The following is an 11,717-nucleotide window of genomic DNA, read 5'->3' as shown; positions in this document are numbered from 1 at the left end:
CGTCACCACGCCCGAGGGGGCCACCACCGTGAACCGCACCGCGCACCACACAGCCCACCGCACCGCGCACCGCACCGCCCACGCCGTCCGCCGCCTGGCCGTCGCCGAGGCCCGCCTGTTCCTCCGCGACCCGCTGACCGCCTTGTTCAGCCTCGCCTTCCCCGTCGTGCTGTTCCTCGTCCTCGGTTCCGTCCCGGCCCTGCGCAAGACCTCGCCCGACATGCACGGCATGAGCACCATCCAGCTGTACGCGCCGATCCTGGCCGTCTTCACCCTGCTGCTGCTCGGCCTCAACGGCCTGCCCTCGCTGCTCGCCGCCTACCGCGAACGCGGCGTGCTGCGCCGGATGTCCGCCAGCCCCGTCCGCCCGGCGCTGCTGTTCGGCGCGCTGCTGCCGCTGTACCTGGGCGTCGCCGTCGTCTCGGTGCTGCTGGTGGTGGCGGCCGGTCCGCTGCTCGGGGTGTCGCTGCCGCGTCAGCCGCTGGGGTTCCTGCTGGCATTCCTGCTGGCCGCCGCCGCGCTGCTGTCGGTCGGCCTGCTGCTCGCCGCGGTCGTCCCGTCCGCCAAGGCCGGCAACGCGGTCGGCGCGCTGGCCTTCTTCCCGATGATGTTCTTCTCCGGGATCTGGCTGCCGCGCGAGTTCTCGCCGGCCCTGCTCAACCGGATCGGCGACTTCACCCCCAGTGGCGCCGCCGTCCAGACCTTGCAGGACGCCTGGTCCGGGCACTTCCCGCACGCCGTGGGCCTGCTCACACTCGCGGCGTACGCGGTGCTCGCGGGGGCCGGGGCTGCCAGGCTGTTCCGGTGGGAATGATCATGCGGCCACCGGCCGACGAGAGCGCGCTCGGCGACTGGTTGGACCGGCTGGACCGGCTGATCGGCCCGTTCTGCTTCGTCGCCCTGCTGCTCGCCACCGCTCTGGCCCTGCTGGTCCCCGTCCCGACCGCGCGCTCCGCGGCTGCCACCCTCCCGGTGGCGGCCGCCGCGTTCCTGTGGCTGGTCCTGCGCTCGGTGCTCGACCGCGCGCCGGGGTCGGACGGCCGCGCCCGGTACGCCGGCGCCCACTTCGTCGTCCTGCTGGTGCTGACCACCGTGCTGGTGCTGGACAACCCGATCTTCGGCTTCTTCGCCTTCACCGGCTACCTGCACGCCGCCCAGTACCTGTGGGGCCGGGCCCGGATGGCGGGCGCGGCCGCGGCCACCGTCCCCACCTCGCTCTCCCAGATCGGCGGGGCCCTGCCCGACAGCCCGGTGGCGTTCGGCGGACTGCTGACCGTCGTCGCCTTCAACCTGATGGTGGTCGGGTTGCTGTTCGCGCTCCGCGAGGTCGCCGACCGGTTGAGCGCCCGCCGCAAGGCCGCCAACGCCGAACTCGCCGAGGCCAACCGGCTGCTCACCGAGACGCTCGCCGAGAACGCCGGACTGCACGCCCAACTCCTCGTCCAGGCCCGGGAGGCCGGGGCCGCGGACGAACGCCGCCGGCTCGCCCGGGAGATCCACGACACCGTCGCCCAGGGCCTGGCCGGGATCGTCACCCAGCTCCAGGCCGCCGACCAGACCCGCGCCCAGGACGCCGCGGCCGCCGAGCGGCACCAGGCGAACGCGGCGGCCCTGGCCCGGGAGAGCCTGACCCAGGCCCGCCGCGCCGTCCACGCGCTGCGCCCGATCGAACTGGAGCGGGCCGCGCTGCCGGAGGCGCTGGCGGAGCTGGTCGAGCAGTGGCGGGAGCGCAACGACGCCGCCGCCGGGCTGACCGTCACCGGCGAGGCCCGCCCGCTGCACCCCGAGGTCGAGGTGACCCTGCTGCGGATCGCCCAGGAGTCGCTGGCCAACGCCGCCAAGTACGCGCGGGCCTCCCGGGTCGGCGTCACCCTCTCGTACATGCCCGGCCTGGTCACCCTGGACGTCCGGGACGACGGCGTCGGCTTCGACCCGGCCGCCGAGCCCGCCTCCCGGGCCACCGGCGGCGGCTACGGCCTGGACGTGATGCGCCGCCGCGTGCAGCGCCTGGCCGGGCGGCTCGACCTGGAGACCGAACCGGGCGCCGGCACGACCGTGTCCGCGACCCTGCCGGCGATCAGCATGGAGGAGTAGAACCGTGAGCGACGCGACGACGATCAGACTGCTGTTGGTGGACGACCACCCGGTGGTCCGGGACGGGCTGCGCGGGATGTTCGCCGCCACCCCCGGCTTCGAGGTGGTCGGCGAGGCCGGGGACGGCGCCGAGGCGCTGGTCCTGGTCGCCGCGCTGCGCCCGGACGTGGTGCTGATGGACCTGCGGATGCCGCGGATGGACGGCGTCACCGCGATCCGTGAGATGGCCGAACGCGGCCTGCCCGGGCGGGTCCTGGTGCTCACCACCTACGACACCGATGCCGACGTGCTGCCCGCCGTCCGGGCCGGCGCGACCGGCTACCTACTCAAGGACGCGGCCCGGGAGGAGCTGTTCCACGCCGTCCGGGAGGCCGCCCGCGGCGCCTCGGTGATCGCGCCGACCGTCGCCGCCAAGCTGCTCGGCCAGGTCCGCGCGCCCGTCCGGGAGCCGCTCAGCCCGCGCGAGTTGGAGGTGCTGGAACTGGTCGCCTCCGGGGCCACCAACCGGGAGGCCGCGGCCCGGCTGTTCATCAGCGAGGCCACCGTGAAGACCCACCTGATCCACGTCTACGCCAAGCTCGACGTCAAGGACCGGGCCTCCGCCGTCGCCGCCGCGTACAACCTGGGACTGCTCACCCCGACCGGTCGGCCGTAGGACCGGCCGGCACATGGTGGGCACGCGACGCCACCCGCCATGTGCCGGTCGGTCTAAGCTGGCCGGATGCTCGAACCCGCCCTGCTGCCGACCCCGTTGGTGGACTGCACCGACGAGGTGTTCGCGCGGGCCGGGGTGGAACTGCGGCTCAAACGGGACGACCTGCTGCACCCGAGCGTCCCGGGCAACAAGTGGCGCAAGCTCGCGCCCAACCTGGCGGCCGCCGTCGCCCAGGGCCACACCCGGCTGCTGACCTTCGGCGGGGCGTACTCCACCCACCTGCGGGCGGTCGCGGCGGCCGCCGGGGCGCTCGGCCTGGAGAGCGTCGGGCTGGTCCGCGGCGAGGAACTGGCCGACCGGCCGCGCAACTGGTCGCTGCGGGCGGCCGAACGGGCCGGGATGCGGCTGGAGTTCCTGACCCGCGCCGAGTACCGGGAGGCCACCGGCCGCGCCGACGCCGGCCCCACGGCCGGTCCGCAGGCGCGCTGGGGCCCCTGCCTGGTGCTCCCGGAGGGCGGCTCCAACGCGCTGGCGGTGACCGGCGCGGCGGCGATCCCGGCCGAACTGCCCGACCTGGGCGGGCGCGACGTGGTCTGCTGCCCGGTCGGCACCGGCGGCACCCTGGCGGGCATCGCGGCCGGCCTGCCGCCGGGCGCGCGGGCGCTCGGCGTGGCCGTGCTGCGCGGCGGCGAGGGCTACCTGGAGGACGAGGTCACCCGGCTCCACCGGGCCGCCTACGGGCGGGAGTTCGGCAACTGGCGGATCGACCACGCGCACCACGGCGGCGGCTACGGCAAGGTTCCGGCCGAGCTGGCGGCCTTCGCCGAGCGGTTCGAGGCCCGCCACGGCGTCCCGCTGGAACGCCGCTACGTGGCCAAGCTGTTGGCGGCGCTGACCGACCTGGCCGCGGCAGGCGCCTTCCCCCGCGGCACCCGGCTCACCGCCGTCGTCACCGGCCTGCCCGACCCGCAGTAGCGCCGGACCGGGCCGGAACGACTCATCCGAAGGTCAGGTCGGCGCACGGGTCGGTGTCGGCGCCGCGGGTGTTCTCCGCTATGCCGGTGGGCACGCCGCTGGGCACGCCGCTCGGGTCGGCGGTGGCGGGGGCGGAGGGCTTCGCGCCGGGGCCGCTGCCGACCGCGTCCAGCTTGGTGGCGGGGCTGGGCCGGTAGTCGCGGCCCAGGGTGACGGTGATGCCCTCGGAGCCCGGCTCCTCGACCGTGCGCGACCCCGGGAAGAGCGCGGCCACCTGGTCGGCGGCGGCCTTCAGGGCCGGGTCGTAGCTGATCTCGGTCTGCATCCGTCCGCCGGCGGGCTTGCCGAGCGTGACGTTCTGGAAGCCCCGGGCCCGCAGTGCCTCCCCGCCGGAGGTGGACAGGCCGGGGGTGCCGACGCCGTTGACCACCAGCACGGGGGCCGCGGCCTGCTCGGGCGTGAGCGGCGCGGACGGGTCGGCCGCGGCTCCCGGGGTCGCGCCGTCGGCGCCGGGGGCGGTGGGGGAGGGCGCCGGGGTGTCGGTGCCGGAGGTGCTCTGGCCGTCCAGGGTGCGGTCCTCGCGCAGCAGCCGCCACAGCGTGTCGGCGTCCGGCTGGACGAGCTGGACGCGCTCGCCGGCGAAGCGCCAGGGCGCGGTCACGAAGGTGATGTCGGCCAGCTTGATGTCCTGGAGCGAGCGGGCGAAGTCCACCAGCTTCATCGCGGTGCCCAGCCCCTCGTCCACGGTGAGCGAGCGGGTGGCCGCATCGGCGAGCGGGAGCAGCGTGGGCAGGGAGAAGCCCTGGCCCTGCACCTTCTTGATCATCGAGGAGACGAAGGCCTGCTGGCGCTTCATCCGCCCGATGTCGGAGTTGTCGCCGAAGCCGTAGCGGGCCCGCAGGTAGTCCACGGCGGGCTGGCCGGAGAGCTTCTGCATGCCCTTCTGGAGGTGTATGCCGTGCGAGTCGACGTTGTTGGGGACGCAGACGTCCACGCCGTTGATGGCGTCGGCCATCGCGGCGGCGCCCTTGAAGTCGACCACGATGGTGTGGTCGATCCGCAGCCCGGTGAGCGTCTCGACGGTGTTCTGGGTGCAGGCGGGGTTGCCCTTGGGGAACTCGCCGATGGTGAAGGCCGAGTTGAACATCTGGTTGTTCCGGGGCTTGGTCCAGGTGCCGCTCGGCAGCTTGCAGGACGGGATGGTGACCAGGGTGTCCCGGGGTATGGAGACGCCGACGGCGTGCTTGTGGTCGGCGTAGACGTGCACCAGCATCGCGGTGTCGGAGTGGCCGACGCCCTCGTCGCCGCCGCCGATCGCGCTGTTGCCGTCGTCGCGGGTGTCCGAGCCGAGCACCAGGATGTTCACCGGCAGTTGGGCGCCGGGGGTGACCGGGGCGGGCGCGGGCGGGCGCTCGGTGGCGATGCCGCCCGGGTCGAAGGTGGTGATGTTGTTGTCCAGCCGGTGGTAGAACCAGGCCCCGGCGCCCACGACGGACAGCACCAGCACGGCGGCCAGGCCGATGGCTGTCCGCAGGTAGCGGCGCCTGCGCGTGCTGCTGCCCATCCTCCGTGTCCCCCCGTCTTTCCGTCTCTCGTGTTCGATGTTCGAACATTAGACGTTTCGACGGGCGGTTCGGTTACCTCCGGCGGTGGCCCGGATTCGGCTCCGGGGCTGTGATGCTGATCACGCCCCGGGGTCGGCGGCGCCGGTGACCATCCGGCGGAGCAGGTCGCGCAGGACGGCCCGCTCGTCCTGGCCGAGGGCGGCCAGCGGCTCGCGGGCGAAGTTCAGTGATTCGCGCAGTTCCTCGGAGGCGGTGGCGCCGGTGTCGGTGGCGGCGACCAGCTTGACCCGGCGGTCCTGCCGGTCGGCCTCCCGGGTGACGAAGCCGCGGGCTTCGAGCCGGTCGACGATGCCGGTGATGTTGGACGGCTCGCAGCTGAGCGTCTGGGCGATCTGGCGCATCGGCATGGGGCCTCGGCGCAGCAGGGCGAGCACCTTGGCCTGGGCGCCGGTGAGCGAGCGGGCGGCGGCCGCCTCCTCGTACTCGCGATGGAACAGCGCGACCAGGTTGGCCATCAGATCGACGACCTCGCGGGTGATCTCGTCGGACTGCGGCGTGGCGGCCCGGGTCGACTGGGTGTCCATGTCCGAGAGTCTACCTGAAAAGTTGACAACATGAACCTTTCATGCCCATCGTTACTTCAGTAGCTCAACCTTTCATGCATCGGAACCACCTAAGGAGCGACTCCCATGGCAGAGCAGGCCGCACCCGCGACCGCCCGTGAATGGCACCTCGCCGCCCGCCCCCAGGGCTGGCCGGTGCCGACCGACTTCGCCCTGGTCGAGGCCCCGGTCCGGACCCCGGGCCCGGGCGAGATCCTGGTCCGCAACGCCTTCCTCTCGGTGGACCCGTACATGCGGGGCCGGATGAACGACGTGAAGTCCTACGCCCCGCCGTTCCGGCTGGGCGAGGCCATGGAGGGCGGCGCGGTCGGCTACGTGGTCGCCTCCGGGGCCGAGGGCTTCGCCCCGGGCGACGCCGTCCTGCACGGCCTCGGCTGGCGCGAGTACGCCACCCTGGACGCCCGCCACGCGGTCAAGGTCGACCCGGCCGCCGCCCCGCTCTCCGCCTACCTCGGTGTGCTCGGCATGCCCGGCCTGACCGCCTACGCCGGCCTGCTCGCCGTCGGCGCCCTCAAGAAGGGCGACAAGGTCTTCGTCTCCGGCGCGGCCGGCGCGGTCGGCAGCATGGTCGGCCAGATCGCCAAGCTCAAGGGCGCCTCGCTGGTGGTCGGTTCGGCCGGCTCGGCGGAGAAGGTCGCCAAGCTGGTGGACGTCTACGGCTACGACGCCGCCTTCAACTACAAGGACGCCCCGGTCCACGAGCAGTTGGCGCAGGCCGCCCCCGACGGCATCGACCTCTACTTCGACAACGTCGGCGGGGAGCACCTGGAGGCCGCGATCGGCGCGCTCACCGTGCACGGCCGCGCCGTGCTCTGCGGCGCGATCGCCCAGTACAACGACACCACCGCCCCCGCCGCCCCGCGCAACCTGGCGCTCGCGATCGGCAAGCGGCTGCGCCTGGAGGGCATGCTGGTCAGCGACCACGCGGCGCTGCAGTCGCAGTTCGTCGCCGACGTGGCCGGCTGGCTGGCGTCCGGCGAACTGCGCCACGAGGAGACCGTGGTGGACGGCTTCGAGCGCACCGCGGACGCCTTCCTCGACCTGCTGCGCGGCGTCAACACCGGCAAGATGGTGGTCCGCCTGGACAGCTGACCCTCCGTCAGCCCGCTGACCGCCCCGCCGCCCCCACCGGGCGTGCGGGGCGGTTTGCGTACGGGCGCGGGGGAATCGGCCGCACTACCGCATTCCGGCCGGATCCGAAAGCGCGTCATCCGCGGTGCGGGGCGGCGCGGTACGGTGGGTCCCACCTGGCGATGGGGCCGTTCGGGGGAGAGATCCGGCCGAGGGGTAGACCTCGTTGAGGATTCGACTAGCATTGAGCGAAAGCCTGTCCGTTTTGCTCAATTTAGTAGCTTAATGTCGGCTAACGTGGGTAACTGTGGATCAACTGCAGGCACGAGGCAGCTGGGGAAGGCGACCCTCGTCCACAGCCTGGAGGTCCCGGTGACGACACGTGGAGTTCTCTACATCCACTCCGCGCCCCGCGCGCTGTGCCCGCACGTCGAGTGGGCCGTCGCGGGGGTGCTGGGTGTGCGGGTGAGCCTGGACTGGATCCGCCAGCCGGCCTCGCCCGGACACTGGCGTGCCGAGCTTTCCTGGCAAGGGGAGCCCGGTACGGCCTCGAAGGTGGCCTCCGCACTGCGCGGCTGGCAGCTGATGCGGTACGAGGTCACCAGTGAGCCCTGCGCCACGGCGGAGGGGGAGCGGTACAGCAGCACGCCCTCGCTCGGCATCTTCCACGCCGTCACGGGCATCCACGGCGACATCCTGATCCCCGAGGACCGGCTGCGCGCCGTCCTGCTGCGGGCCCGCAGCGAGGGGGCCGATCTGGAGGCCGAGATCTCCCGGCTGCTGGGCAAGCCCTGGGACGACGAGCTGGAGCCGTTCCGCTACGCGGGCGAGGGCGCACCGGTGCGCTGGCTGCACCAGGTGGTCTGAGCCGGCGGGCGCACGACGCGCGAGAGGGGCCGGCGCTCACGGTGAGCGCCGACCCCTCTCGGTGCGTTCGGACCCGGTGCGTACCGGGTCGGTGCGTGCGGACTACCGGGAGCGGAAGGCCAGCACCACGTTGTGGCCGCCGAAGCCGAACGAGTTGTTCAGCGCCGCGATCCGGCCCTCGGGCAGCGGGCGGGCCTCGCCGCGCACGATGTCCGCGTCCACGTCGTCGTCCAGCTCGTCGACGTTGATGGTCGGCGGGGCGATCCGGTGGTACAGGGCCAGCACGGTGGCGACGGTCTCGATGCCGCCGGCGCCGCCCAGCAGGTGGCCGGTCATCGACTTGGTGGCCGAGATGGCGATGTGGTCGAGGTCGTCGCCGAGCTCCTTGCGCAGCGCCTTCAGCTCGGCGGTGTCACCCTGCGGGGTCGAGGTGGCGTGCGCGTTGACGTGCACGATCTCGGCCTTGTCCAGGGCGTTGCGGTCGAACAGGTCGGCCAGCGCGCGGGCCACGCCGGCGCCGGTCGGCTCGGGCTGGGCGATGTGGTGGGCGTCCGAGGACAGTCCCTGGCCCACGGCCTCGCAGTAGATCCGGGCGCCGCGCGCCTCGGCGTGCTCGACCGACTCCAGCACGACCACGCCGGCGCCCTCGCCCAGCACGAAGCCGTCCCGGCCCTTGTCGTACGGGCGGGAGGCGCCCTCGGGGTCGTCGTTGTTCTTGGACATCGCCATCATGTTGGCGAACGCGGCGATCGGCAGCGGGTGGATCGCCGCCTCGGTGCCGCCGGCCACCACGACGTCGGCGCGGCCGGTGCGGATCATCTCGATCGCGTAGCCGATCGCCTCGGCGCCGGAGGCGCAGGCGGAGACGGGGGTGTGCACACCCGCGCGGGCGCCGACCTCCAGACCGACGTTGGCCGCCGGGGAGTTGGGCATCAGCATCGGGACGGTGTGCGGGGAGACCTTGCGGGCACCCTTCTCCTTCAGCACGTCGTACTGGTCGAGCAGGGTGGTCACACCGCCGATGCCGGAGGCGATGACGGTGCCGAGGCGCTCGGGGGCGAGCTTGGAGGAGTCGTCGGTGGCCGGCGTCTCGTAGCCGGCGTCGGCCCAGGCCTCACGGGCGGCGATCAGCGCGAACTGGGCCGAGCGGTCCAGCTTGCGGGCCAGCGGCCGGGGGAGGACCTCGCCCGGCTCGACGGCCGTGCGGGCGGCGATCTTGACGGGCAGCTCGGCGGCCCACTCCTCGGTCAGGGCCGCCACTCCGGAGCGTCCTGCGACCAGGTTCTCCCAGGTGGTGGCGGCGTCGCCGCCCAGCGGCGTGAAGGCGCCGATACCCGTGACGACCACGGTACGGTTTTCAGCGGTCACTGGTTCTTCTTCTCTCACGATCGTGGGGTCGGCGGCGAGCCGAGGAAGGGCCCGGCCGGGCGCCCGGTGGGGCGTCCCGGCCGGCGGGTCGGCCAGGCTCGGGGGAGCCGGGCCGACGAGTCAGCCGTCCGAGGCGTCGAGAACGCCGGACGTGCTGGAGGGATCGAACGGGTCGATCGCTCAGGCGGCGGCGTTGGTGAGGATGTAGTTCACCGCGTCGCCGACGGTCTTCAGGTTCTTGACCTCGTCGTCCGGGATCTTGACGTCGAAGCGCTCCTCGGCGGCCACGACGACCTCGACCATGGACAGCGAGTCGACGTCCAGGTCGTCCGTGAAGGACTTCTCGAGCTCGACGTCCTCGGTCGGGATACCGGCGATCTCGTTGACGATCTCGGCGAGACCTTCCAGAACCTCGTCCTTGGTAGCCATACTGGCTGCTCCTCTTCGGTGTTGAACGCGTCCGACCGGCGGCCGGACGCAGGCTTTGCGGAATGAGTGGGGCGAAACGCGCCTAGGGGAGCGTAACGACTGCCGCGGCGTACACGAGACCCGCCCCGAACCCGATGATCAGTGCGAGGTCGCCGCTGCGGGCCTCGCCGCTCTCCAGCATGCGCTCCATCGCCAGCGGGATGGAGGCCGCCGAGGTGTTGCCGGTCTCGGCGATGTCGCGGGCGACCGGCACCGAGTCGGGCAGCTTGAGCGCCTTGATCATGGCGTCGGTGATGCGCATGTTGGCCTGGTGCGGGATGAACGCGCCGAGCTGGTCGGCGGTGACCCCGGCGGCGTCCAGCGCCTGCTGGGCCACCTTGGCCATCTCCCACACCGCCCAGCGGAAGACCGGCTGGCCGTCCATCCGCAGGGCCGGCCACTTGGCCTCCTCGCCCACGCCGTTGACGGCGTCGGGCTTGGCGAAGGCGGTGTCCCAGGCCTGGGTCTGCGAGATGACGTCGGACTGCGAACCGTCCGAGCCCCAGATCAGCTTGCCGATACCGGGCGTGTCGGACGGGCCGACGATCGCGGCGCCGGCGCCGTCGCCGAAGATGAACGCGGTCGAGCGGTCCGACTGGTCGGTCAGGTCGCTCAGCCGCTCGACGCCGATCACCAGCACGTACTCGGCGCTGCCGCCGCGGATCATGCCGTCGGCCAGGCCCAGGCCGTAGCCGAAGCCCGCGCAGGCGGCCGAGATGTCGAAGGCCGGGGCGGTGCCGCAGCCGAGCCGCTCGGCGATCTCGGTGGCGATCGCCGGGGTCTGCTTGAGGTGCGAGACGGTCGCGACGATCACGCCGCCGATCTGGTCCGGGGTGATCCCGGCCTGGGCGATGGCCTTGCCGGAGGCCTGCACCGACATCTCGGCGACGCTCTCCTCCGGGCCGGCCCAGCGGCGCTCGGCGATCCCGCTGCGGGTGCGGATCCACTCGTCCGAGGAGTCGATCCACTCCAGCACCTCGGCGTTGGGGATCACCCGGACCGGGCGGTAGCCGCCCACGCCGAGGATGCGCGCGTACTGCGCGCCCTCGGACGGGCGGATCTGCGGCTTCGTCATGCCTGGGTCTCCTGATCCTGACCGCCGTGCTCCGCGACGAGCGCGCGGGCCTTGTCCAGGTCGGCGGGGGTCTTGAGGGCAAGCGTCGCCACACCCTTGAGGTTGCGCTTGACCAGTCCGGTGAGGGTGCCCGCGGGGGACAGCTCGATGACGGCGGTCGCACCCAGCTGCCCGAGGGTCTCCATGCAGAGGTCCCAGCGGACCGGGTTGGAGACCTGCGACACCAGGCGGGTGAGCACCTCGGCGCCGGAGGCCACGACCTCGCCGTCCTTGTTGGAGACGTAGCGGACCTGCGGGTCGGCCACGGTCAGCGTCGGGGCCAGCGCGGCCAGCCGCTCGACACCCGGCGCCATGTGCTCGGTGTGGAAGGCGCCGGCCACCTTCAGGGCGACCAGCTTGGCACCGGCCGGCGGGTCCGCCTTCAGCGTCTCCAGCTGGGCCAGCGTGCCGGCGGCGACGATCTGGCCGCCGCCGTTGTTGTTGGCCGCGGTCAGGCCGTGCTCGGCCAGCTTCGCCGCGACGACCTCCGGGTCGCCGCCGAGCACGGCGATCATGCCGGTCTCGGTGACGGCGGCGGCCGCGGCCATCGCCCGGCCGCGCTCGCGGACGAAGGTCAGCGCGTCGTGCGCGCTGAGCACCCCGGCGCTGGCGGCGGCGGTGATCTCGCCGACGCTGTGGCCGGCCACGGCGCCGACCAGCTTGCGGGCGACGTCCTCGTCCGGGAACAGCTCGCGGGCGGTCATCAGACCGGCCGCGACCAGCAGCGGCTGGGCGACGGCGGTGTCCTTGATCTCCTCTGCGGAGGCCTCGGTCCCGGCGTGCACCAGGTCGAGCCCGGCGACCTCCGACCAGCCGTGGAGGCGGTCGGCGACACCGTCCAGCTCCAGCCAGGGGCTGAGGAAACCGGGGGACTGGGCACCCTGTCCAGGGGCGACGATTACGAGCACGGTTCAACC

12 protein-coding genes are annotated in these 11,717 nt (G+C 73.2%); 6 read left to right on the top strand and 6 right to left on the bottom strand.

Annotation, left to right across the window (positions count from 1 at the left end; all coding sequences use genetic code 11):
• Positions 1–28: 28 nt before the first annotated feature.
• The 4 genes from ACIQVZ_RS01230 (at position 29) to ACIQVZ_RS01215 (ending at position 3,724) form a co-directional block, all read left to right on the top strand.
• On the top strand, positions 29–814 hold the full coding sequence (locus ACIQVZ_RS01230; protein WP_350878144.1) for an ABC transporter permease: 786 nt from the start codon (positions 29–31) through the stop codon (positions 812–814).
• 2 nt (positions 815–816) lie between these two features.
• A complete protein-coding gene (locus ACIQVZ_RS01225; protein ID WP_402446131.1) occupies positions 817–2,094 on the top strand; it encodes a sensor histidine kinase in 1,278 nt (425 codons plus the stop codon).
• Between the two features lie 4 nt (positions 2,095–2,098).
• Positions 2,099–2,749, top strand: a complete 651-nt coding sequence (locus ACIQVZ_RS01220; RefSeq protein ID WP_350878143.1) for a response regulator transcription factor — start codon at positions 2,099–2,101, stop codon at positions 2,747–2,749.
• Positions 2,750–2,815: 66 nt separating this feature from the next.
• Positions 2,816–3,724 (top strand): 1-aminocyclopropane-1-carboxylate deaminase/D-cysteine desulfhydrase, encoded by a 909-nt coding sequence (locus ACIQVZ_RS01215; RefSeq protein ID WP_402446128.1) that lies wholly within the window; start codon positions 2,816–2,818, stop codon positions 3,722–3,724.
• 22 nt (positions 3,725–3,746) lie between these two features.
• Here ACIQVZ_RS01215 and ACIQVZ_RS01210 read toward each other — a convergent pair whose 3' ends face one another.
• Positions 3,747–5,288 carry an LCP family protein gene (locus tag ACIQVZ_RS01210; protein WP_402446125.1) on the bottom strand — a complete coding sequence of 514 codons (1,542 nt, stop codon included), beginning with the start codon at positions 5,286–5,288 and terminating at the stop codon, positions 3,747–3,749.
• Between the two features lie 120 nt (positions 5,289–5,408).
• On the bottom strand, positions 5,409–5,873 hold the full coding sequence (locus ACIQVZ_RS01205) for a MarR family transcriptional regulator (RefSeq protein WP_350878138.1): 465 nt from the start codon (positions 5,871–5,873) through the stop codon (positions 5,409–5,411).
• 105 nt (positions 5,874–5,978) lie between these two features.
• On the opposite strand from ACIQVZ_RS01205, the gene ACIQVZ_RS01200 reads away from it, so the two are divergent.
• Together ACIQVZ_RS01200 and ACIQVZ_RS01195 are read left to right on the top strand one after the other, a co-directional pair.
• Complete coding sequence (locus ACIQVZ_RS01200; protein ID WP_402446122.1) at positions 5,979–7,004, top strand: NADP-dependent oxidoreductase; 1,026 nt, start codon at positions 5,979–5,981, stop codon at positions 7,002–7,004.
• 351 nt (positions 7,005–7,355) lie between these two features.
• Positions 7,356–7,850 carry a DUF3145 domain-containing protein gene (locus ACIQVZ_RS01195; RefSeq protein WP_063347462.1) on the top strand — a complete coding sequence of 165 codons (495 nt, stop codon included), beginning with the start codon at positions 7,356–7,358 and terminating at the stop codon, positions 7,848–7,850.
• Positions 7,851–7,952: 102 nt separating this feature from the next.
• On the opposite strand, the gene fabF is transcribed toward ACIQVZ_RS01195, so the two are convergent.
• The 4 genes from fabF to ACIQVZ_RS01175 form a co-directional block, all read right to left on the bottom strand.
• Positions 7,953–9,218: a beta-ketoacyl-ACP synthase II gene (fabF, locus tag ACIQVZ_RS01190; RefSeq protein WP_350878135.1), complete on the bottom strand. Its 1,266-nt coding sequence runs from the start codon at positions 9,216–9,218 to the stop codon at positions 7,953–7,955.
• A gap of 180 nt (positions 9,219–9,398) precedes the next feature.
• Positions 9,399–9,647, bottom strand: coding sequence for an acyl carrier protein (locus tag ACIQVZ_RS01185; RefSeq protein ID WP_063347460.1), 249 nt, complete (start codon positions 9,645–9,647; stop codon positions 9,399–9,401).
• A gap of 82 nt (positions 9,648–9,729) precedes the next feature.
• Positions 9,730–10,761 (bottom strand): beta-ketoacyl-ACP synthase III, encoded by a 1,032-nt coding sequence (locus ACIQVZ_RS01180; protein WP_350878134.1) that lies wholly within the window; start codon positions 10,759–10,761, stop codon positions 9,730–9,732.
• Positions 10,758–11,708 (bottom strand): ACP S-malonyltransferase, encoded by a 951-nt coding sequence (locus ACIQVZ_RS01175; RefSeq protein ID WP_402446116.1) that lies wholly within the window; start codon positions 11,706–11,708, stop codon positions 10,758–10,760. The genes ACIQVZ_RS01180 and ACIQVZ_RS01175 overlap by 4 nt, the downstream gene beginning before the upstream one ends.
• Between the last annotated feature and the right edge of the window lie 9 nt (positions 11,709–11,717).

It is taken from the genome of Kitasatospora sp. NPDC098663 (genome assembly GCF_044760075.1).
Taxonomy (GTDB): domain Bacteria; phylum Actinomycetota; class Actinomycetes; order Streptomycetales; family Streptomycetaceae; genus Kitasatospora.
The sequence above is the reverse complement of the archived record's forward strand: the minus strand, read 5'-3'. Positions and strand labels throughout refer to the sequence as shown.

What these genes read in the sequence shown, in the direction of transcription:
- ACIQVZ_RS01225 (WP_402446131.1), top strand. Translation starts at nt 817, where the DNA reads ATGCGGCCACCGGCCGACGAGAGCGCGCTCGGCGACTGGTTGGACCGG.
- ACIQVZ_RS01215 (WP_402446128.1), top strand. Translation starts at nt 2,816, where the DNA reads ATGCTCGAACCCGCCCTGCTGCCGACCCCGTTGGTGGACTGCACCGAC.
- ACIQVZ_RS01210 (WP_402446125.1), bottom strand. Translation starts at nt 5,288, where the DNA reads ATGGGCAGCAGCACGCGCAGGCGCCGCTACCTGCGGACAGCCATCGGC.
- ACIQVZ_RS01205 (WP_350878138.1), bottom strand. Translation starts at nt 5,873, where the DNA reads ATGGACACCCAGTCGACCCGGGCCGCCACGCCGCAGTCCGACGAGATC.
- ACIQVZ_RS01200 (WP_402446122.1), top strand. Translation starts at nt 5,979, where the DNA reads ATGGCAGAGCAGGCCGCACCCGCGACCGCCCGTGAATGGCACCTCGCC.
- ACIQVZ_RS01185 (WP_063347460.1), bottom strand. Translation starts at nt 9,647, where the DNA reads ATGGCTACCAAGGACGAGGTTCTGGAAGGTCTCGCCGAGATCGTCAAC.
- ACIQVZ_RS01180 (WP_350878134.1), bottom strand. Translation starts at nt 10,761, where the DNA reads ATGACGAAGCCGCAGATCCGCCCGTCCGAGGGCGCGCAGTACGCGCGC.